The following is a 22,352-nucleotide window of genomic DNA, read 5'->3' on the forward strand; positions in this document are numbered from 1 at the left end:
AAATATTTTATTTTTTATATTATGTATTTCAATCAATTCCGGTCGTATCTACGACAATGTAACTATACACATCAACATTGCCGTAAGAGTCAAAAGAATTTAAATATATCGGGTATCCACTTCTTATATACATTTGCATAAATCTTGACTCCACAATACCCCCTTGAACCATAAAAAACATGCCTGAAAACTTTTGTGTTTGCTTATACCAATTTAATCCAACTGGTGCTTGCCCAATTAATATACCCAATGACGATGAATTGTAAGACTTTCGATTAAGTAGAACATTAGCATTATCTCGTATATCTAATGAAATAGGATGAAGATGCCCATAAACATAATCCAAAATTTTTAGCTGTATCTTGTTTGAATTAAAAACTATTTCGCCTGACTGATTGTAAATCTGCAAACCAGAACCATTACTACCACCGCTTTGATTCATTGAGTAAACATGAACAGTGCAAGAGCCATAAAATCTGTAATACGGTTCATTATTGCTTTTAGCAAAAGGGGCAACACCAACAAGCACACCCTGCGGTGGCGACATAACATAAACTAGGTCTTGGTTTACAGCCAACTCCCATGTGCCTGTGCCAGAAACACTATACTCATAGCACATATTTTTATAGTTACCATCAATTTGAATATTGTTGTTTTCATTGTAAATAGTAATCCCAGCACCCATTAATAAACACCTATAATAACTTTAAGTGGAACATTCCTCATAATATCTGGTGTTGTGCTAAACCACCTACTATTTGTTGCATTACTTGTTGGGCCATAAAAAAACTTATTTTCTATCTTAATAGCGTTATTAGCTATCCTAGAGTAAGTTAATTGAAAATATGTTGCGTTTAATACTGGATTCCATGCCAGAATATCACCTGTGCCAGTAAAAGAATGGTAAACAGGTGGCTTCCAGTTTGGAACATCAATTAGCTCATTAAAAACAGGAAAATGCACAAAAGGCTCATGGTTAATAAATTCATCACTGGTGCATATAAATGAATTACTTTGATTAAACGGCAGGGTGACAACTTCTAAAACCCTAGTAAGCCTATCTGTAACAGATAAGGTAAGCCGACCTTGATCATCATAACATTGTAAACCTTGTGGCATCACCAAACTCCCATTCTCACCCGAAGTCTATTGTTAGCATCGTAAACCTCAATCAAATTATCCTTGATCTCAGTCCTTGCTCCACTGGTCGCGGTACGCAGAACACCAATCTTTGCAGTAATTGCACTAAGGCTAGTAAATTGACCTGATGCCGCCGCAACAATGTTGGCTTTCATGCGGTCTGCTGCAATATTTCCTGCAGTGATTTTATCTGCAGATAAATTCCCAATTTTTGCATTGGTTATCGTACCGTTAGGGATATATGCCGTATCAATATATGTTCCTGCAGGTACACTTACCCCATTAATCACGCCGCTTGTACCAAGTACAGCAAACGGCTTTTTATTGTTGCTTGGTGCGCCGATAAAGAATGTATCCGCATTAACACCAAAAGAAGAAGTTACCTGACCATTTACCAATTGAGAAACCAAACCATAACCAGACATAACGCCATTGTTGTCGATAGTTACTGTCTTGATGCCTTTGATTCCATCAATAGTAGTTGTCTGTTCTGTTATCTTAGTATTTACATTTTTAAGGTGAGTAGACCATGCACTCCACGCAGTAGTAGATGTGGAGTATCTAGTAGCTATATTTAACCCATCTCCTGATTCAAATGTTTGGCGAATTGCCCCTCCTGAAGCATCATTCCACGGAACGACTGTCTGTAGAGAGCCATATCCTGTAATTCCTCCAGGGCTGCCAATAGCACTACCACTCTTAAATTCATTAACCACCCTTTTTGGGTAGTTAGTCCAATACCATGAAGGGGGTTGGTTTGCTGAGCGAGTATCTGGAATACTCAATGAATCTAAGCCTTTAATTGCAGGGGTCATTTTAGTGCTCTCAAAGGTACTGATTTGCCCTGCAATTGCACTATTCGCATCAGTTTTGGTGTAGTAATTGTTTAATACACTCGCATCTGCCTTGTTATCCACCTTTGACGAAAGCTGATTTAACGCATTACTGGTTGCTGTCACACGGCCATCCACGCGAGTAACTTCTGTGTTGGTGTTTTGGATTGCTGAAGCATTGGCGTTAAGCTGTTCCTGTGTATCATTAAGGGATGGTGTCCAAGCTGTAGGCTTTGTACCATACTCCACCTTTAAATCCGCCACCTCAATAGATACCGCGTTATTCACAGAATTAGCTTCAACAAGAATTTGAATAAAGTCATAATTACTGCGTGTTTTACCTGCCCAAACGAAGTCATAAAACTCCCCTGCAGCAAGAGTTCTGTTGGAGTCTATGGTTTTACTCACAACACCGTTTTCTCGTACAAAAATCGGCAAAGTTCCTGTGTTTTGAATCCTCGCACTCATCACTACAATATTATTTAATAACAAGCCGTCTATTTGTTTTACAATTTTAAGTAATGAGGTTCCGCCTGTACTTATAAAACGAATACCTTTTGCTGTCTTTAAGTTGCTATTAGTGATACCTGCGGTAGCAGTTAAACTACTACCAGACCAACCAATCCATCCTTGAGCAGTATCACTTTTTTCGACTAAGTTTGTACCACCAATAACTAAACTAGCGTCATATTTACTAACTTCCCCTGCAGCAATGGTCGTAGCTTTAGCATCTGTCTGAGTTTTGGTGTAATAGTCATTTAACACTGTGGCATCAGCTTTCTTGTTGATATTACCCTCTGCTGTACTCATACGTGAGTTCAGGTTAAGGATACTATTTGAGTTGGCAGTTACCTTACCATCCACATTAGTTACTTTGGTGTCTAATCCTTGCAAGGCTGTTGCGTTTGCTTCAATAGCTACATCAAGAGCATAAGCAGAATCGAACCAAGCACCTGAAGGAAGCACATCCCCCTCAACCAACGTGGCCCAATGAATTGTTACTTCCATGTTGGTGCTTACACTTGATTCAGGGTAAATGTAGAAATTCACACCGTAATCATTATATTCATTAACAGGGGTATGCCATTCATTAACTACTGCACGGACAATAGCCTTTGATGAGTTTCGTACTGAAGTATAGTGAGGCTCACCTGAATCAGCCTCAGCAAAGTTAATAGGAACACCTGAACCTTGATATGCAATTAAGCGTACCGAGCTTGTACCACCCGACACAGACACGCAAGCAGTAAGCGTAACCTTTTTACCTCGTAATCTAGTCCAAGACTCATATCTACCCACTAAGTAGGCTCGCGCACCTACTGGTTTGTGTATTTCTACGTTACTATTTTTGAGTAAGTTATTGCCTGCAGATTTTAGCTGTGAAAGAGTAGAGCCTAGTTTTACAAGATTACTAGCATTAACATCCCCTGCAGTAACAGCCGTATTTGCTGTCTGCTGCGCTGTAGCAGCATTGTTTAAAGCTGTGCCTGCTTTGGTATCAGTAGTGCTTAAGTCACTCTGTAACTTAGAAATAGAGCTTGCCTGAGAAGTGACTACGCCATTGATACGAGTTACTTCGCTATTGGTTGCTTGGATTGCAGATGCATTACTTATAGTTTCGGAGATCGCTTCTGCGTCTTCAACAACAATGTAGTCAATCTCAACAATACCTGTCTGGCCCAAATAGTTAGCAATGAACATAGGGCTAAAGTACATAGCCTTCTGTGCAACAGTACGGGGACTAGCCAAAGTTCCTGAGCCTGTCGAGATAGTCGCCCCTTTCCCTTTGAAATAGTACTCGCCCTCTACCCACTCCCCAAAAGCAGGCTTGCCATTATTATGTGAGTAGTGATCATTAGAACCAATAACATTAATACCCTGTTCTAGGTTGGACACAGCTACCTGTTTTGTTTTGTCTGCATTGACACAGTGCATACCGATATAAACACCACCATCACCAGATATACGTCTATATCGCCACTTAAGTCTGTACATCTTTAAAGGGTCGATTAAGATAAAGGAACTAAGTGCAGCAGATACTTGGTTATTTCCTGAGTTATTACCTATGCGTAGCACTTGCCCTGTTAGAGAAGAAGATTCCGCCACTAAAGAGAGCTGAGATGTGTTAGCTGTGGTTTTTATATTATCAATGAAGTCTTTTGTACCTGTTATGCGCAAGCTATCATTAACTATGTCTAAGGTTGCCTTAAACTTACTTACCTCACCTGCAGCGATGGTTGTAGCTTTAATATCTGTTTCAGTCTTAGTGTAGTAATTGTTGATTGCACTGGCTTCAAGCTTTGTTGATACAGCACCCTCAACCGTATTAAGGCGTGATGTATGTTGATTTATCGCGTCTGTATTGGCTGTGACTCTTTGATCTGTAGCCGTTAAGTCCGTTCTAATCTGGCTAACGGTATTGGCATTTGCTTTGGTTGTTAAGTCATTCTGAACTAAACTTAATGAGTTTTGTAGTGAGCTAATATCCTCAACGGCTTGATTAATCTTGCCGCCTTGCGCTGTTTGTGTCGTTTTAATGCTATTAATTGCACTGGTATTTCCCGAAATTCCACTTTCGGCATTGGTCATACGTCCAGATAATGAGGAAATATTGGACGTATTGGTTGTAACCTCTCCATCTAAAGACTGCACCTCTGACTTGAGTACGTTAAAAGCTGCTGCGTCTACTGTTGTTTCTGTACCATCACCAGATAAGGATGCAACCAGATTATCTACTCTTTGCGATAGTGCTGTGTTTTCAGATACGGCGGCATCTGCTGTCGTTTGAGCATTGGCCGCGCTAGTGAGTGCTGTACCTGCTTTGGCATCTATCGTGTCAATTTCTGCGCTTAATGAGCTAATTTCACTGGTATGTACGTTTACCTTGTTATCAATTGTGGTTACTTTGCTGTTTAAGGTATTAAACGCTGTCGAGTCCACTTTCTTTGTGAGTGTATCCTCTGTGGTCGTCATGCGCGTTTTTAATGCTGTGACTTCGCTTGCTGTAGCTGAATTGCCAGATATGGCTGTTTCAGCCTTATTTAAAACGGTGGCAACGGCGGTATCATTGGAAAGCTTATAGGCATTTAAGGCTGTGGTAACTGTGGCATCACCATCAATACGATTTTGTATTTCTTGAGTGAGTCCATTATTCAACCCACTTATATCTTGATCTATACCCGCTTTAACCTGCGTCACACGGCTGTCTAGCGTGGCAACTTCTTGAGAAATTTCACCATCTAGCGCAGTAATTCTATTATTTAGGTCTGCGGCCTTTAAATTTAGGTCTGCTGTGACTGCACCAACTTTATTGTCTAGTGTGGCTGCAAGGTTATTTAATGCAGTAACTCTGGCTTGTGCTTCCGCTAAAATCGCATCTGCACGCGCCTGCGCTTCTGCAAGTAAATCCTGTTGAATCTGGCTAATAGAATTAATCTCACCACGTAAAATTTGATTTAGGTGTGATTCATTAATCTGCCCTTCGATTTGCTCCATCACATAGGCAACGTCTATAGCTGTTTCAGCGTAAACAGAAGGCGATAACTCCCCTTCCACCCCAAACTTACTAATCGTCCTTACCCAATAGTAAGCCTTAATATTATTGCCGACATAATCTGTATAAACATCACCAAGAGTTGAACCAATATGCGTTGCTGTGCCGAAGTCGTCCACATCGGAACGATAAATATTATTTTGACCAAAAAACTTGCTTGGCCGTGTTTCCCAAGTGAGCGTATTTGAGCTATACGCACCATTGGCCGTTAGGTTTAAAACGGCTGCAGGTACAGTCAAATTAACTTCTTCTGGTGGCGATAGTGCATTTTGTAGCTCGCCGTTTGTAATCGTGGCGATACCTGCGCGTACAAGGTCGGAACGGCGCACGCCAGAAGATGCAATATCTTTAACTGTGCTGGATACTTCCTTAATCCATGTTTGAAGTGTTGGATCGTCTACTGTTGGCGTTGCTGCTGTAAGTGTTTTGGTTTTGGCTTTTGCCTTTAACTGAGTAATACGCTTGTCGAGCAATTTATTTAATATGTTTCTAGCCATTTTTCGCCAACTCCAACATAGATTCTGCTAAATAAATATCACTCACTTCTGAGGTTCCAGTGACTTCGATTTGCCAGTCAAAACGTGGGGAATGGTTAGGCAACCTAAATGGCCTGCGGTCTAATACTTTGTGTTCTCTTATTAGTTTTCCATCGGCATATATACGAATTGTTATATTTTCATAGGTATTGGCAATGACTTGAGCGCACAGCATACGCGCACCTCTGCCGCCAACATCAAATAATTTACTGCGCCATGTGAAAGAGCGTTTTTCTGGTGAAATATCATTGAAGTAATAGACTTTGTTTGCATCACCCAAGAAAAACAACTGCTCTGTCTGGTGGTGTCGTGTTGCGGCCTTGTACCACATATCAAGCCGAACAATACCGAAGTCTACTTGTAGCGGGTCAAATAGAAATGCGCCTTTCTCTGTGCCATTGTCATAGAAAAATAGGTATTTCCCCCTGTGTTCTACTGCGTGGATACTCTCTGGCTTTAATGCGGCCCAAGTATCTTTATCAAAGAATGAATCACTGACTAGCTTTGCTGTTGAGCCGTAAGCCATAACAATACCGTTAGGACTGGCATAGCATACACACTTGGCCATGCTCACCAGTGATCGCTTAGAGATACACGGCTCATTTAGCGGCAATTCATCTACACTGGTCGATGAAGGGTCAATCCCAGAAATGATATACGGCGTGCCTGTGGTCGCGCATAAGATATAGTTTTCATAATGCCCCATTGCCACAATGTCATACTGCAATGTCACTTCATAATCACGCGACCAAGCATAAGGATGATATGGAACGGTAAAGCACGCTATTTTTCCGATAAAGGCATAATTAACGCCCTTTGGCGTTACCCCTAACCCTGACATACCTTGTCTTGGTATATCCCATGCAATAGTAGGCAATGGGTCTTGCGTATTGATCTCGTTGCTATCCAATGTGTCTGTGAAGGTATCTGCAGCCGCCAATATTTCACCTACGAAATATAAATCAGCATTACCCGATGAATCCGTAAGTGATCTATATATCCGCTTTTTCGTGATCACACGGCCAGAACTGGCGTTAGCATCGGTAATGAGTAAGCCAATCTCAACCGTACTATTGTCATGTGGCGTGTAAACCATGCCGCTTGCTGGACTTGGTGCTGATTCCTCGCCTGTTTCTGTCACGTATGTATAAACATATATACGCGCTTCGTCACTTAAATCTGCTAATTCATCTTCTGTAAAAGTGCTACTTGAGCTATTAATGATTGGTGCAACTGTCGGCGCGGGTACACCTACTCGATACCATGTTGCAGGATTGAAAACCGCACCATTGGTTAGCTTTGGCGTATAAGAATAAAGTAAATGCCCATTGTCACGGCTATCACCCGACCAATACACACGGCGGTATTGGTCATCTGCGATTGGTGAGTAGGCAATATCAACATAGTCTTTAAACTGAAAAAAACCTGATATGTTCGGATAGTCAAAATAGTGAATTGTTTTTGTTTCCGAACCCATATCATTAAGCTGCTGCTTAAAATCAAGGCTATAGAATGGCCGTATCACACCGCTTGTCACATCGGCATCTTTCGCAACTGCAGCCGCCGTATCTTTCAACTTGCGCTCATCAATACGTGGAAACATATTGAGAAAATTACTAATCTTAATTCGCATGAGTGAATACCATTCAAAGCCATAAAAAAACCCGCCAATCTAGGCGGGTTTTTATTCAATTTTAGAAGTTTACTGCGTCCACTTGATCAACATTGACACAAGACATGATCAATTGTCGTGCTGCTCTAGCACGCTCATGTAAAGCATTGATATGAACTGATAGGGCTGTTCCCATTTCGCGCAATTCTTCTGGCGTTAATTCAATAACTTCATTGTTTTGAAGTGTCCATCGTACTGGCTGATTAAGTAAAACAGCCCCCATGATACGCATTTGTGAGGTTAAATCGCTGTCGTAACGGTTGCCGTTATATTCAAACCCCGATTGTTCTGCAGAATTGCGCTGTAACTTAATGCTTTCCCATTTTTGGCGTTTAGTTTCTTCTAAATCGCGGGTATCTTCCCAAGTTTTATTGTCATAGTTGAACTTGAAAAACCATGCTGGTGCTGCACCAATATCCACCCAACTTGTACCATTCCAATAATCTGTATTGCGTGGTGGAATTAAGTGTGTGGTGTCGTGACCTTCTGGAACTTGAGCCAAAATCTCTTGCGCCGTTCCGCGCAACTCACCAACAAAACGCCCATTTTGAGCAATCAAGTAAAGAATCATATTGATTTCCTTTAAATATACTGTGGTCTAACGCGACCTTTGATTTTTGACATATTCAAGCCGTTATCGCGCATTGAAATGGCTTCTTGTAAGCCTTGCTGATACTTGAATAAATGCGCTTCTGCAGCGTTTGGTTGTGACCAATCTCTAAATGGTTGCATTTGCAAGTGAGCGACCGCACCAGAAACGATATAGTCCTGGAAATACTCAACTAATAAATCTGGTATTTCCTCACTTCCTGCGCTTGGCATAAGCGATACAACTGGTTTAAAAGTGTCACGCGCTGGTAGCTTGTTAAAATTCAAGGTGTTTGGGAAAGTTATGTAATGCTCTGGTTTAAGCTCGTATCTACCTGTACGCCCATCAATACCCCAAACATGCACAACGGTTGTTTGTTCTGGTACATCCAGCGCATAGCTCAATTGTTCTGGGATAACGGCGGTTTCTGGTACGTCATGCACCCACACGCGGGTTTCTTTGCAAAAATCTCGCGTTGTTTGTTGTAACGCGCTAATAATTGCGGGTTCAGGGCATGGCGAAACATGAATTGCTACCAACGCCACTAAATCATCATATCTCGCCATGATAATTAAACCCCTGTGGCTCTATTGGTTTCTGTGATAGGTGCTGAAAAACGGTCTACTGCAGGCTTTGCACCAAGTAACGACATGCCTGTGTTGTAATGCTGCATACCTTGACCTTGACCACCTTCGCCAGATAGCAACTTATACAAAATAAATTCTTGTAATGGCTGCATATATACCATATCCACTGGCAAGGGCTGAGATAGGTCTGTGATTTCTGTTGGCTGCGCTGAATATTCAATCTCTAGTTTTATGTTGGCCTGCGCTGGCGGGTACACATAAAACCATTTAGGACTACGTTCATCAAACATATATTCTTTGACCGTATCCTTTGGTGCTTCTGCGTGCCAATTTGGAGCAATAGAGTCTAGGTCGCTGATATTTACTAGGCGTACTGCGCGGCCAATTGCGCCCTCTGCAGTTAAGTTACGCACCACCTTCAACAAACGTAAACCATCGGCGGGTAAGTTTTGGCGTGTACCTGCGACACAAGTAAACTCATGCACTTTGGCTGTAGCATCTGGCCGCACCAAAGTTAAAATTGCTAAGGCTTGATTCAATGCTGACATAAGCAATGTTTCTGACCATGCAATTTTTTCTGAGTCGTTTAACTGTGTTGCCTGTACCCCATCAATAAGGGTCTGACAAGTAATTTGGCTCATGAATTATTCCTTAATTTGCTGCATCACTAGCGTTGCGTTCTTCTTCGATACGCTCTTTTAAGATCAAGCGTGCAATTTCAGCCGCCGTTGTCGTGCCATAGTCAAAATCAAGCTCGTAATGAGTCTGAGCATAGTCGGCTAAGTCCTGCTTTTGAGTAAGCTTGATGCCTAAGATTTCTTTAGTGAAGCGACCCAACCAATCATTGCTCACATCATCAGCATTGACCGATAACAAGTCGGCAAAGTCATTGCGCGGGTCGTATTCGTCACGCTCTGGTTTTGGTGTCGGTACGGCGTAAGCTGGCTCATATTCTTGATCGTGGAAATATGCGCGATATGCTTCTGGGATTTCTAAGAAACGGTCATAGTGTTCATCGTTAGGAACATTACAAACGTGTGGTGAGTCTGGGTCTGTCGGGTCAATCGGCTTAAAGTGATATTTTACTTTTCGTTTATTGTGAAAACCAAAATCAACCACTGTGCCATCTTTGCGGTGAAGGATACACTCGATAATATCATCGGCTTTTAAATCAATATCTGTGTTCTGTGGTGCTGCATTTTTCATTGTCATGGCGTGCTTTCCTAGTTGTGATAGATAAATAAAAAAGAGGGGAGTTATCCCCTCTTTTCTTTTGTCCGATTAGTACGTGACTTGGCGATAACGATAAGTAAACGTCACGCCTACTTCTTGCCCCGCCGTAACGTCACCACCTGCAGCAACTTCTGCCACCAGATATAAGCCCTTGTCTGTGCCTTTGAATCTGATTGCATCTTTCGTCACAGTACCAGCTACACCGCCTGCAGCAGCAAGGCTAATTGCAGATGCCAGTGTTGTTTTTGCATCGGATTCAGCTAAACCTTCCGCTTGCACCACATTCACACTCAAACCTGCAATACCATCACTGTCTGCTGTGATTTCATCAATCGTATAACCTGCAGGTAATACGCCTAATACAAGCTGGTCTTTAGCCGCTAAGGTTGCACCGACCGCAAAAACGATAGCGCAACGATGACGCATTAACATACCGCCGTGTGAGTTTGTCGGTAGGCTGCTCATGCCTTCGTGCGATTCTGAAAAATATTGAGCCATGTTTGACTACTCCAAAAAATGAATAAGAAAAACCCGCCATTTACGGCGGGTTGTGTTCGTTATGCTGGTTTTTTCGCTGCAGTATCTACGGCGTATGAGTTCACATCCTGACCATTGAAGCGTGGACGTTTTGCGTTGAACATCATGCGGCCAGAAATAGCTTGCTTGTTGTCGTCCACATCGGTTTTTTTCTCTGTCCAGTCTGCACGAAGGTTAGCAGATGAAGCATTACCGAAGGCCAATACAAGTGCTTGGCGGCCCATGAATGACGCACGCGCTGATTGCACGTTACCTGATACGCCGTATGTATCATCCAATACAACGTGCTTGTGCTTTTTGAAGTGTACGCCGCGATAATTACCTAAATTCTGCTTAAAGATAGGCGATTTCATACCTTCCGCACCTGCAGCCGCTTTTTGAATGTCTAACCATTCAGATGTACCAGTGTTTGTGCGAAGGTCATGCTCTTGGTAAGGGTGCAATAGCATGATATAGGCATCTTCGCCGTTTTTATCCAGTGGCGTTAAGCGTACCTTTTTATCTGCGTCACCGCCCTCTGTGGTCGCCTTAACGATAAGTTTGTCAATCAAACTTAAAGTCATGGTGTCCTGATCGGTTAAAGACTGTTTAGAGGTTGCTGCACCACCATATACGATATGATCTGCGTCATAATCTTCAAACTCATGCGTATCTTTCACCGCATAGTTTACGTTTTTCGCCAATACGAAAGGGTTAATACCGCGTTTACCTGCCAAGTTGGTGAAGCAAGTTTGGTCTAAGAATTGCGAAAACCATTCTGTAAGCTTTAAACGCGCTACTGCACGTTGATCGTTTACAGTACGCTTATTGGTCATGCGGCCACCAACGTCTACACCTTTACGCACCTGATTGATACTGATTTCATCGGTATAAGAATCAAGTGATTCTAAGTTGCCTTCTAGGTTGTCATCACCAAAGGTTCCGCGACCTGTAAGCTGCATGTAAATGTCAAACGATACCGTATCGCCTTCTGACTTGGTTAAGTCATTCATCACCACAATAGGCGCGTTTGCCATTTCTGCACCCTTATCAGTGCGGTGTGCATTTTCGATAAGGTTTTTAGCTACCCACGATTTTGCAATCGTAGAGTTAAACATCGCCCCGCCAAAATGCTTTTTAGCCAATGGTGAGCCGAAAGGGATATTAGTTGAAGCCATAATAGCTACTCCTAGATGATTTAAAGATTAAAAAACTATTTAGCCAAAGAAAAAAGCATCTTGCTGTTCTTCACTTAGCTTTGAAATTGCTTGCTCGTACTCAACACCAGACAATTTGCGGATATACGCGAAAGGGTCGTCTGCTGGTACTTCTTTGACGTTCATTTGTGATAAAGATGCAGGCACATTGCTGTTTTCATGTCGTGGTTTTGCTGGCTTATTCTGTTTTGATGCTTTAGGCGTGTAAGGCTTATCGCGCAATTCTGGAACAAAGAAAGACAACTGGTTGCGTACAGACTGCAAGATCTGCTTATTGTCTAAGCCTTCAAATACACCAGACTTGCCCATTGAAGCTAGCAACTTGTCAAACTGTTCAGCAACATGCGGATTTGAGCCGATAACTTCATTTGCTGGGTCGTCTAAAAACTCAATTAGTTCATTGCGCCACGCATTACGGCGTGCATCTTGATATTCAGATATTTTGTTATTGGCTTCGCTACTGACTTGCTCTAGCTCGCCTTCTGCTTTTTCGTACAGTCTTTCGTTACGGCGTAATTCACGCTCAAGTTCAAGCTTTTGTACGTCATATTTACCCTGTGATATTTCGCCTTCATCGTATTGATCGGCAAGTTCGCGTAATTTATTCAGCGTATCATCAACATTGCCCTGCGCTTCTTGTAGTCGCTGCTCGGCTTCATCTAATTGCGCTTGAAAGTCTGGTAAAGGCTCTGGCTCTGGCTCTGGCTTATATTCATCATGCTTGGCTGGCCCGCCTTCTTCACCTGCTTCTTGTTTCGCCGTATCTTCTGGATTTAATAATTCATCCAGAAATTCATCGCCTACTTCTAAATCCTGATTGCCTTGTTCTTGCTCTTTTTTAATATCTTCAAGTGATACCTGTTCTTCGTCTGCTTCGGTTTTTAACTCGTCTGAATTTTCATTGAGTGCATCAAGCTTGGCTAACTCGGCTTTTTCTTCGTCCGTGTATTCAAACTCATTTAAAGTATTTTCGTCATTGATTTCTGACATTTGGGTAACTCCGCTTCGGTATAGGCATAAAAAAAGCCTTCGTAAGAAGGCTGGCTACATTTCTTATTTAAAAGGGTTGCTGCTCTTGTGCTTGCTGCATATCAGGCATGACCGCCTGTTCTTGCTGCTGCATCATTGCGGCTTGTTCTTGTGCTTGTTGCTGCTCCATTTGCTGCTGTTGCTGCATCATGGCTTGCTGCTCAAGCTGCTGCTGGTCTGGTTGCGCCGTTGGCTCTGGCTCTGCCAAGTTAAGCAATGAGTCTAGGTTCTCAATTAATTGATCGACCACTGGTAACGCGCCGTGACTTTGTACCGCAATGTTGCCTGCTTCCATGCCAGACTTGAGCGTGTTCAATTTCTCAAATACGTGTCTGACTTTCAGTAATTCAGCATCCATCACAGCCTTAGCCGCTTTAGCTTCTGTTTCTGCAATCTTCGCCGCACGCTCTTTCATTTCAAGCTCAATGGCCTGCTGTTGTTGCTGCGCTTGCTGTGCCTGCTGCTCTTGTTCCTGTTTTTCACGCTGCATCCGTTCTTCTTCCGTTTCATTTAACGGCGGCATACCAGATGCCTTGCGTAAACCATCAATTAAACGGTCTTTATCTGGTAAATCCTGCAGTTCAATTGCGCTGGTCATCATGGCAACGGCTAAAGTCGGATTGCCTGTGTGCTGTGCTATCGTTGCTGCCGATGCTAATAGCTGCTCTGACAAGGCTTGTCGCATGGTTGTTCTGTAGTCGCGCTCTGATACCACAAAATCTGATTGTGTTTTTGTAATATCTGTTTCAGGTTCGGCTTCATCATTGATTTTGGCAAACTCGATTTTGTCTTTTAGGTTGTCTGCAGTAATCCTGAATTGAAATGGCTTGTCATAAAACTGTTCCATCAAGCTAAGAATAAGCTCACCTTCTAATTTTCGCGCCAAGCTGTGCATATCGGATAACACGGTAGATATAATTGTGCCTTGTTCCTGCCTTGCTTGAATCGCAATGCCAGAAGTGGCGTTGGTATCCATGCCCCTGTTTTCACCAGTTACGCCTGAAATTTGGCGTATGTACGCGCTATTCTGCTCACCTACGTTTAGTTGCGTATTGGCTCTGTCCTGCCCTTCTTGAATCTCAAACTTTTTATTTTGATTGATTTCAACAATGGCATCCCAGCGTGCAACTTCGTTTGCTAATTCCTCTTTATCATCTACCGCGCCCTTTTCCATAACTACGCGCACCGATGAAAGCATGTGCAATGCTTTGTTACGGCGTATGTTTAAATCGCTCTGTGGGTCACGTACAGAACGGATAACGCCGTATGGTGTGCCTTCACGGTCTTTTAAGTACGCATAACGGCGCACAAACGGAAAACGGTTGTGCTTATATGGGGATTTTTGTCGGTAAAGTACCGTGTCATCCGTGTACATAGCGCAGTACATTTGCTGGCGAGTAACTTCTGCAGTTCTAAAGCCGTAATGCTGAATTAAAACTTGATGATCTGGGTTCTTTGGGTCGTACACTTCGTTGTTATATGAGCCTTCACCACGTAACAATTGTACGCGCTCACTTTGCTTGTACCACATTTCATAAACCTTAACCCCATCCCTGTCGCCTGAGCCGTTCATGTCAAAGCTTAATGAGCCAGTGCGAAGGTGTCGTTCATTGCTAGAAGGGTCAAGGCTGGTTAGCGATTCATCCAGTAAGTCTTGCTCTAAAACGTCCATATCATCACTGATATTAATTAATTCCGCTTCTTTTTCAGGGAAATAACTAATCAGCGTTTGTAAGTCTAGGATTTTCACACGCCAGATATACTGCATATCAGTCATATCACGGCGGCGGCTCTTAGAGTCGGCCAACATATAACGCCAATGCTCATGTTGGAACATAATTTGAAAATCACCATCCTGATTAGGTAGGTATTCAATCGCTGTCCAGCCTTCGCCGCATTTGGTCATATCGCTAAATGCTTCTGACCTGTGCCAATTTGCATTGTTAATATCATCAATGTACTTGGCCAGTTTTGATTTTCTAATACTAGGCTCTGAGTCATCTTCTGTACGCGGCAAAATGGCCCAATCCGTTCTAACGCGCCGTTCACCGCCAAGCAACCAATCTACGGTAGGCTTGATTTCATTGAACACTCGCGCTTTTTGGTTACGCGCTTCATATTCCTGTAGTTCTTCATCACTAAATTGATCACCATCATAAAATGCTGCATCAATAGCGCGTTCTGTACGTGATTCTGCCTGTAAGTCTAACTCACGCTGATATAGACCATGCGCCCATGCCAAAAATTGACCATCATCACTCTTTAAAAAGTCTTGATCTAAATTGGCCTTTAAGCCTGTTTCATTTACTGCCATTACCGAGCATCCAAAATAACTTCATCGTTTACAGTGATCAAAGCCTGTGATTGCTCAATCAATTTTTGCTGCTGTTTCCATAGCTTCATTTGATCTTCTGGTGGGTGCATCACTAGCTCGTCTGTATAATCCAGCAATAAATCAGCCATTTTATGCAAATTGTCTTTATCAACTGAGCCGAACAATCGCTGTACTGCATCAAACGCCATTTGTAATAGCTCTTGTGTGTCTAATACGGCGTGCATGTTTTGTCTGAGAATTAAATGACTACGGCCAACACCAAACGATCTACGCGCCAAAATCAAAGCTGCATCATCAACTGGCTCTTGGCCATTTTCGCGGATAGTCACATTAGCAATCATGGCGCGTACACCAAACTTATCTCTTACGTGTAATTCTTTTAAAACGCCGTACTGCACATGAATCACAGTTTGCTTCTCCTACGCTCTTGTCTGGTTTTTAAAATTGGCTCTGTAACGGCGTAACGCAACATCATTAGCGCATAGCGTGATGCATCCATATAGTCATCCTTGCGCTTAACGATCTTGCCGTTCTCGCGGTGGTACATGCGCCGTTCTTCAATCCATTTGACACAATGCTTAAATACTTTGAGTTTTCCTTGCTGCATACGTGTAAGCATCATCATCAAGCCCGCTTCTACACTGTTTGAACCATCTTCAAACGTGGCTCGTTCTGCAGTCATATTTACGCCTTGCTTCACGTACTGTTCGCGCATTTGCTCGCCGCCACCCTTATCGTGCTGCAATCCATCATGCGGGAAGGCTACTGGCGCGAAATGACACAATGCTTTGATGTGTGGTGCATGTTCAATTGGCGTTTTCTTAGATGCGCCGTATTCATCCACCAGATAAACAATATCGTTATCCCTATCCCAAGCAAGGTTGATTGCTGCTGTCGGGTGATCCCAGCCAAAGTCCATGCCTGTGAGTCTTGCCCAATGCTTAGGAATAGCAAACGGCTCAATGACAATATCAGACTCTTTAATTGGGAAAATTAAGCCTGAACCTGCATACGGAATACCTTTTGAACGTGCTTCATGCTCATGTTCAGGGAAAATTGCCAATAAATCGGCTTTGTCTTTCTCTGTTAAGTGCGGTGCATCATCCCACCCCGCTTGAATTAACAGATTGATTCCTTCATCAGACTTCTTGATGAAGTCGTCCACCATTTCCGTTGTACCTTCCAACGGCGTGAACGTCACCATGACAATGCCTTGTGTGGTCGCTGTTCGCGTTACACACTCGGTATAAATCCACTGTTCTGGTTCTTCATCTAGCCATATCCAGTGTCGTTCCGTTCCTTCAAACGCGCCACGCCCTTGTTGATATGACTTTAAGCCGATACTCGACCATTCCCCAGATACGTGTTTGACACGTACAAAGTCAATTAAATCTGCTACGCCTTGTTTCCAGCGTATCGACTTTCGATCTACTAAATGCTTTGGGATAACGCCTGTGCAATCTACGGTTTTTTTTCCGTTGATATACACCACATTACCGAAAAGCTCCTTCTGGATAATGTCGCGTGTGGTTTCGTTGGTTTTACCAGCTACCCAACCATCCGTTTTAGTATTAAATCGCTTACATCCGTTTTCTTCTGTCCACCAATCTGGATATAAGCCTGTTGCGTGCAAGCTGCCTTCATACGCGCCTGTAACGGTTTTACCTACACGGTTCCCCGCCATGAACAAACGCGCTCTATACGCCGTACCACCCTGAAAGAATTGCATGTGCTTCTCGTATTCATGCCGTGATAGCTCGCCTTCTTCTGGGAATAGCTTGTATAGCTTGTATGTGAGCCTTAACTCGTACTCTTTAATCAATTTTAAAAGCCGTGTTTTGGCTTTTTTATCCAGTTTGGATAAGACTTTAAACTGAGAGTCCGCCGATAAGCTTCTGAAGTTCTGCATCCAGCTCAATGTCTGTGAGCTGTTCAACATCATCAACTTGCTTCTCTCCTTTGCGTATCATCTCAATCTCAACCTTTATCTTGCTGGATTGCAGTAATTGACGTTCTAAATTGGCTATAAGTGTTGTTAGCCGTATAAATTCGCCTGTTAGGTCACGGCGTTGGAACGTCCTTTTACGCTCAAATACTTCAGATTCCCCACTTTGATCTGGGTCATCCATAAAAATATAATCTTCATCCCCATCTGGGTCGTATTCTTCGCCAGCCTGTTTCGCACTTTTTACCAGTGCTTTAAGAAAATCCCTCTTTTCCTTATTTTTTTTATGATCTCCCTCATCTTGAACAATGGTTTTTTCCTCTACCTTGTCCAAAATTGGGTTGTCGCCGTATTTCCGCATAATCTTTAGCAGGTTAAGTAGTTGTAACCTCGCTATTGCAAGCTCATTTTCAATTGAGCCTTGCATTTGCTTTGCTTCGTCTATCTCACTATCTGTAAATAGCTTGGAGTAAATGCCATGCTTCAGTGCATTCTTATTGCCTTTTGGCGCACCCTTTGATGCGCCGCCATGCAATCTACAACGGCCTGTACCAATATGATCAGTACCATGCCCCGCCTGTAGCTGACATTTACCCCCCGCTCTTGTTTTCGCACCACATTTTTTCATCTGCTGTGCTACTCACAAAATAAAAAAGACCGCAACGGACAGTTAGAGAGCAAACGCTCACGGTCAAACTGGTTATGCTTCATTCGTACTAACCTTGCCATTGCTATTCAGCAACGGAAGGTTATAGCGCGAAGCATTTGGAAGCTTTTGCGTCCCGCACCAGCGATAGGCCAGTACGCGACTTGTGGCAAACGGCATAATATTTACGGCGTTGGACTGATTACCGCCCAAAACCATGATATTTCCGCGACTATCTTTACCAACGACTAAACCAACATGGCCGCCACCATTACGGCTGAATACAACAATTGCGCCGTATGCTGGCCTGTTGAGTGATGTACCCATACTCGCCCACTCTTTAGCGCGATAAAACGCCTTTGGAATGTGCTTGTCTAAGCCTGCTCTCGCCATGCAATACGCCGTAAACGCGCCGCACCATGCTGTTTCATCGTCATTAATCCACTGTTTTTGCTTTGTGGCCTGAAAACCAAGCTGCCACATCGCCAGAATCAATGGATTGTGCTTTGAGCCTTTAATTTCATACGTGCCGATCTTTGCGCGGCCATTGGCAACCCACTCAAGTTCGGTTTGTGTAGTCATTAGTCGCCCCTAAATATTTGTATCGGTTCTGGTAGAGTCCGTATGTAAAGCAAAACAGCGCAATTACTACGGCGACCCATGAAAACCAGATGTGAAAAATGCCCATCAGCGAAGCTGTGAGCATGGAAATAAAACCGTTCTGCGTTGCAAGGCACCGCTTAATTGGCAAGATGGTTATAAGACCGAAGATCAAGCCAATAAATATCCAACTTAATTGAAGTTTATCCATTGCCATTCCCCTTGCTTTGACCTATCCACTTGCCAATGAAGCTTTTAAGGGTTTGCATCGCGATAGGCATTAACTCAAATACCAAAGCTTTTAGACTCGGTATCGCTACTGGTGACACAAAAGACACACCACCAACCCATAACGCATGAACAAGACTTAAATCTTTCTCGTAAAAAACAAGATAGGTAAGTGCTGACACGCTACCAAAGAATGAATAAATCAACTTTGGCATTGGCTTGGTCGGTTTAACGCCCTCTGGGTCGGGTGTTACGATTGAAGCTAAAGCACCTGCAAACATCATTACGCCGCAAAGTGCCAAAATTAGCTCATGTGGATATTGGCTGACCGCCGTTTGCACTACTCCAGCATTTGCTTTTCGCGTGAGCGAAACAACTGGAATACTCACAATAACCGCCAGCCGTGTGATAAAGCCGAACATTATCGTCCCCGATTAATAAAAAACTGTTGTATTCGGCTAAGGTTGTGTTATTGCGTATCTTCTGAGCCAGTGACTTGTTCTTTGCCTACAATTTCAAGTAAGCCAACTTCACCCTTTGCTTCTGCAATACGATCTAAAAGAATCTGGTTATACATGCGCATGTGGAATTGCTGGCGGCTCATTAATGCCCATTGCGTTTCGCTGATCATTTCAGGTTTTTTCTGTACGTTTAACGCCGTATCTAAAGCATTTAGCTTTTCCTGCAGTTCTGCCTGTTCATGCTCTAAACGCTCTAACCAAGTGTTGTACGGCGTATAAGACTTGTTAAATACATCTTCTGGCGACCATGAGATATAACCCTCATGTCTTGGGTCATTTGCTCTGCCACCATCGGCATACTCAACCAGATAACCCATTTCATCCTTTAAATGCTGCTCATCTTCTGGTAATTGCCAGCCGCGATAGTCGTTATACATAGCGCGGGTCATAGCAATTGCAGTCACTAATTTTTTGCCTAAATACTTGTTCATTTGATTTTTCTCAATACGTTATTAAAAAAGAAATAAAACACGGTCATATAGAAAATAGTGATTGCTACAAACAAATAAGCTTTAGCCTGCTGTATGTACTCAATTGCCTGATATGCGCCGTGATATGTGGCTAATACGATTAAGCCTTGAATAATCACTATCCAAAGCAACAAAAATAAAAAGGTGATCACGCCCGAAATGATTAAGGCTTGCTGTGTTCGCTTAGTCATTCGGCAATACCAACCAATCTTCTGCAAATAAATCCCCTGCGCTGGGTATCCAGCCCATGATGATTTGGTTTTGTGCATTTTTAAGCGTGATACACGGCGCAACTATGGCTGTACCGCCGTTTTTACGTGCAAAACCTGCGTTATGTGGCGACCAAAAGTTGTCTGCGGCCACTTCTTTTGATTCTGGGCATGAAATAGAAAGCCATTGGTCTGCTCCGTTCCAGCCTTTACGAGTAATACGCGCACCAGTTTTCAACAATGTTAGTGCTGTGCTGAACGTGAGTAACTGCTCCAACGGCTTAATCCAGCCCTTTCGAGCCGCATAATCAAAAACAACGTCTACGGCGCGTTTAACAGCAATATGCGGGTTTGCATCTGTTCCAGTCGCTACTGCGTTGTCATTAAGAACACAATGAGCAATATAGCATTGTGATTCATCGCAATATTCGCTCTTAATTTCTTTAATGAAAGGCTTAACTCGGTCAATAATAAATTGTTCAATCATTTTGATTTCCAATAAAAAAAGCCCGATCTGCTGAGTCGGGCTTTATTTTGTTGAATGTCTTTTTTGCGCTGAGAAAATCCAACAAGGTCGCTGTTCACTTCAATTAGGGTTCAAAATGTCCAACTTAGGCAAAAATATACATAAACGCGGTTTATATATCAATACATTTCACTTATATTTATCATTATTCATTTATAAAGTGTTGCTATTTTTTTATTTGAATATTCGATCAAATAAGAATACCATCTATGTTCCTGTAACAGTCTTGCAGCAAAGGCTAACCATTTTCGCACAAAAACCCCATATTCATTTATTTGCTTATGGGGTTTTTCTTTGGCCATTGTTGTATTTATCTAATTATTTGAAAAAAGCTTAATCTGATTCTCAATTTTGTTTAGCCTTTGCACAATAGACTCAAGCTCACTGGTATCTGTGAACTGCACCTCTGCACCAGATTCAAATTTATGTGTGTTATTTATAAAAAGCTTGAACTGTTTATATTTCTGTTTATATAACTTGAGTAAGTCAATGTACTTATCTCTTAGCTTGTGCTGTTCTGCGTTAAGCAATCTGCAGTAACTATCATCCCCCATCACAAATAGAATCGGTATGCCCATGAATATGCGGCTGTCTTGTTCCTGTGCGCCGTAGCTCACCATTTCCTGCACGATCTTCAAGTGATATTGCGGTGACATTTCAATAGCCGACACATCAAAGCGACTCGCTCTAATCTCACTAATTAGTTTTTCAATCATTCTTATGCCCATTCCTAATACTTTTTGCATGTTAGACCTGCACAAAAAATCTTGCTTGACATTTTGCTTCATGGGGTTGTTTCAAAAAACGCTAAAAACAACCCTGATTTTTTGTGAAAATTCAATAAACGCATGATTTTAAATGATAATTTACGGCGTTATGTTTTGGCATAAAAAAGGCGCATTTCGCGCCTTTATTTTGGTACATTTTGCCAATCGTTATAGCTTGCTCATCACTTTAAGAAAGCTCTCAACATCATAAAATGACACATCAATTGACTTTAGTAGCTCTCTAAAGTTATCGTCATCTAACTGATTAGATGCCCACACCAAAGTTAATGCGTTGTTGTTTCCATAATCCCGCAATCTTTCAATTTTTTCATTTATGTAATATGTGTTGTTAGGCATCTTGGCTTCAAGTATTTCAATAATCTTTGTTGCCACATAGTTTAGGTTCTCTTTATCAGTCATTTTATTTTACCTCTGGTACGGCGATTGCTTCTTTTCAGTTTCAGCGTTAAAAGAAATTGGCTTTAATACTCGTTTGTTTTCGTATTTGGCCTGTGTAGGAGAGTAATAAAGTTTCATCCTAAATTGCTATTTTGAAGTCCTTTCACATACTCAAGCAAAGTTAGCCAATCCACATGTGACATAGTTACATGATTATGATTACTCACATCATATAAATATCTGCTAAATGTATTTCTACCTTTTCCAATAATTTCTCTCGCTTCTTTTTGAGAGAGATTACTTTGACCAAGTAATCTTCTCAAATTTTCAGGCGTATAACCGAACTCAAAATCTTTTAAGATCATTGGATATAATTCAAAACTTCATCAAATGTGGAAAAATCAGCAGTAGGATCAAATTTTCCATTGGCAATATTGCCGACAGTATAGAGTGTTGGATTGTATTCAGAAATAAGAACAACAAAACCACTATCATTAATTCTATCTGCTATTTCTTGAGCTTCAAAATAGTCTGAATAATCCATAACTGGATGATTCTCACTGTTTAGCTCTAATGCAAGAGTGTGGCATGAGCTTGAACCATCCGAATTTCTTAGTGCTATCATTGTCATTGTGTAACCTCAATAAGTTAATTTATAATTTATTATGCACCCTTAAACGGTGCATTGCAATAAGGTAATTATTTTTATTTAAGCCCTGTATTTAAATGAGATGATACTTTATTACTTAGGATGAAACTTTATTACTCTCTTACAGCCTGTGCTTTTTTTACGATACTTGA

At 42.1% G+C, this 22,352-nt stretch carries 24 protein-coding genes; all 24 read right to left on the reverse strand.

What is annotated here, in order from left to right; all coding sequences use genetic code 11:
- Positions 1 to 28: 28 nt before the first annotated feature.
- On the reverse strand, positions 29 to 685 hold the full coding sequence (locus tag E0H79_RS12865) for a hypothetical protein (protein ID WP_131261842.1): 657 nt from the start codon (positions 683 to 685) through the stop codon (positions 29 to 31).
- Positions 685 to 1,119 (reverse strand): hypothetical protein, encoded by a 435-nt coding sequence (locus tag E0H79_RS12870; RefSeq protein ID WP_131261843.1) that lies wholly within the window; start codon positions 1,117 to 1,119, stop codon positions 685 to 687. The genes E0H79_RS12865 and E0H79_RS12870 overlap by 1 nt, the downstream gene beginning before the upstream one ends.
- Positions 1,119 to 6,023 carry a DUF1983 domain-containing protein gene (locus E0H79_RS12875; RefSeq protein ID WP_131261844.1) on the reverse strand — a complete coding sequence of 1,635 codons (4,905 nt, stop codon included), beginning with the start codon at positions 6,021 to 6,023 and terminating at the stop codon, positions 1,119 to 1,121. The genes E0H79_RS12870 and E0H79_RS12875 overlap by 1 nt, the downstream gene beginning before the upstream one ends.
- Positions 6,016 to 7,695, reverse strand: coding sequence for a hypothetical protein (locus E0H79_RS12880; RefSeq protein WP_131261845.1), 1,680 nt, complete (start codon positions 7,693 to 7,695; stop codon positions 6,016 to 6,018). The genes E0H79_RS12875 and E0H79_RS12880 overlap by 8 nt, the downstream gene beginning before the upstream one ends.
- A 61-nt stretch (positions 7,696 to 7,756) precedes the next feature.
- Positions 7,757 to 8,305: a DUF4376 domain-containing protein gene (locus tag E0H79_RS12885; RefSeq protein WP_131261846.1), complete on the reverse strand. Its 549-nt coding sequence runs from the start codon at positions 8,303 to 8,305 to the stop codon at positions 7,757 to 7,759.
- Between the two features lie 11 nt (positions 8,306 to 8,316).
- Positions 8,317 to 8,889, reverse strand: coding sequence for a hypothetical protein (locus E0H79_RS12890; RefSeq protein ID WP_131261847.1), 573 nt, complete (start codon positions 8,887 to 8,889; stop codon positions 8,317 to 8,319).
- A gap of 5 nt (positions 8,890 to 8,894) precedes the next feature.
- The gene (locus E0H79_RS12895) at positions 8,895 to 9,551 is read right to left on the reverse strand and encodes a DUF6682 family protein (RefSeq protein WP_131261848.1); all 657 of its coding nucleotides are present in this window, start codon (positions 9,549 to 9,551) and stop codon (positions 8,895 to 8,897) included.
- 10 nt (positions 9,552 to 9,561) lie between these two features.
- Positions 9,562 to 10,122: a hypothetical protein gene (locus E0H79_RS12900; protein WP_131261849.1), complete on the reverse strand. Its 561-nt coding sequence runs from the start codon at positions 10,120 to 10,122 to the stop codon at positions 9,562 to 9,564.
- A 69-nt stretch (positions 10,123 to 10,191) separates the two neighbouring features.
- Positions 10,192 to 10,641 carry a hypothetical protein gene (locus E0H79_RS12905; RefSeq protein WP_131261850.1) on the reverse strand — a complete coding sequence of 150 codons (450 nt, stop codon included), beginning with the start codon at positions 10,639 to 10,641 and terminating at the stop codon, positions 10,192 to 10,194.
- Positions 10,642 to 10,700: 59 nt separating this feature from the next.
- Positions 10,701 to 11,837, reverse strand: a complete 1,137-nt coding sequence (locus E0H79_RS12910) for a N4-gp56 family major capsid protein (protein WP_131261851.1) — start codon at positions 11,835 to 11,837, stop codon at positions 10,701 to 10,703.
- Positions 11,838 to 11,876: 39 nt separating this feature from the next.
- Positions 11,877 to 12,866, reverse strand: coding sequence for a hypothetical protein (locus tag E0H79_RS12915; protein ID WP_131261852.1), 990 nt, complete (start codon positions 12,864 to 12,866; stop codon positions 11,877 to 11,879).
- Between the two features lie 67 nt (positions 12,867 to 12,933).
- On the reverse strand, positions 12,934 to 15,219 hold the full coding sequence (locus E0H79_RS12920) for a hypothetical protein (RefSeq protein WP_131261853.1): 2,286 nt from the start codon (positions 15,217 to 15,219) through the stop codon (positions 12,934 to 12,936).
- Positions 15,219 to 15,647: a hypothetical protein gene (locus tag E0H79_RS12925; RefSeq protein ID WP_131261854.1), complete on the reverse strand. Its 429-nt coding sequence runs from the start codon at positions 15,645 to 15,647 to the stop codon at positions 15,219 to 15,221. The genes E0H79_RS12920 and E0H79_RS12925 overlap by 1 nt, the downstream gene beginning before the upstream one ends.
- Positions 15,644 to 17,149 carry a terminase large subunit domain-containing protein gene (locus tag E0H79_RS12930; protein ID WP_228258794.1) on the reverse strand — a complete coding sequence of 502 codons (1,506 nt, stop codon included), beginning with the start codon at positions 17,147 to 17,149 and terminating at the stop codon, positions 15,644 to 15,646. The genes E0H79_RS12925 and E0H79_RS12930 overlap by 4 nt, the downstream gene beginning before the upstream one ends.
- Complete coding sequence (locus E0H79_RS12935; protein WP_131261855.1) at positions 17,109 to 17,813, reverse strand: hypothetical protein; 705 nt, start codon at positions 17,811 to 17,813, stop codon at positions 17,109 to 17,111. The genes E0H79_RS12930 and E0H79_RS12935 overlap by 41 nt, the downstream gene beginning before the upstream one ends.
- Positions 17,814 to 17,885: 72 nt before the next feature.
- A complete protein-coding gene (locus tag E0H79_RS12940; RefSeq protein WP_131261856.1) occupies positions 17,886 to 18,413 on the reverse strand; it encodes a TIGR02594 family protein in 528 nt (175 codons plus the stop codon).
- A 221-nt stretch (positions 18,414 to 18,634) separates the two neighbouring features.
- Entirely contained in the window at positions 18,635 to 19,048 is a 414-nt protein-coding gene (locus E0H79_RS12950; RefSeq protein WP_228258795.1) for a hypothetical protein, read from the reverse strand.
- A gap of 80 nt (positions 19,049 to 19,128) precedes the next feature.
- Positions 19,129 to 19,611, reverse strand: coding sequence for a crAss001_48 related protein (locus E0H79_RS12955; RefSeq protein WP_131261859.1), 483 nt, complete (start codon positions 19,609 to 19,611; stop codon positions 19,129 to 19,131).
- Entirely contained in the window at positions 19,608 to 19,841 is a 234-nt protein-coding gene (locus E0H79_RS12960; protein WP_131261860.1) for a hypothetical protein, read from the reverse strand. The genes E0H79_RS12955 and E0H79_RS12960 overlap by 4 nt, the downstream gene beginning before the upstream one ends.
- Positions 19,834 to 20,346, reverse strand: a complete 513-nt coding sequence (locus E0H79_RS12965) for a Thoeris anti-defense Tad2 family protein (protein ID WP_131261861.1) — start codon at positions 20,344 to 20,346, stop codon at positions 19,834 to 19,836. Before E0H79_RS12965 ends, E0H79_RS12960 begins: the two co-directional genes overlap by 8 nt.
- Positions 20,347 to 20,699: 353 nt before the next feature.
- Positions 20,700 to 21,131, reverse strand: a complete 432-nt coding sequence (locus E0H79_RS12970; RefSeq protein WP_131261862.1) for a hypothetical protein — start codon at positions 21,129 to 21,131, stop codon at positions 20,700 to 20,702.
- A gap of 189 nt (positions 21,132 to 21,320) precedes the next feature.
- Positions 21,321 to 21,572, reverse strand: a complete 252-nt coding sequence (locus E0H79_RS12975; protein ID WP_131261863.1) for a hypothetical protein — start codon at positions 21,570 to 21,572, stop codon at positions 21,321 to 21,323.
- Positions 21,573 to 21,685: 113 nt separating this feature from the next.
- Entirely contained in the window at positions 21,686 to 21,916 is a 231-nt protein-coding gene (locus tag E0H79_RS12980; RefSeq protein WP_131261864.1) for an XRE family transcriptional regulator, read from the reverse strand.
- Positions 21,913 to 22,182, reverse strand: a complete 270-nt coding sequence (locus E0H79_RS12985) for a hypothetical protein (RefSeq protein ID WP_131261865.1) — start codon at positions 22,180 to 22,182, stop codon at positions 21,913 to 21,915. The genes E0H79_RS12980 and E0H79_RS12985 overlap by 4 nt, the downstream gene beginning before the upstream one ends.
- Positions 22,183 to 22,352: the final 170 nt, after the last annotated feature.

It is taken from the genome of Acinetobacter sp. ANC 5045 (assembly GCF_004331005.1).
Taxonomy (GTDB): domain Bacteria; phylum Pseudomonadota; class Gammaproteobacteria; order Pseudomonadales; family Moraxellaceae; genus Acinetobacter; species Acinetobacter towneri.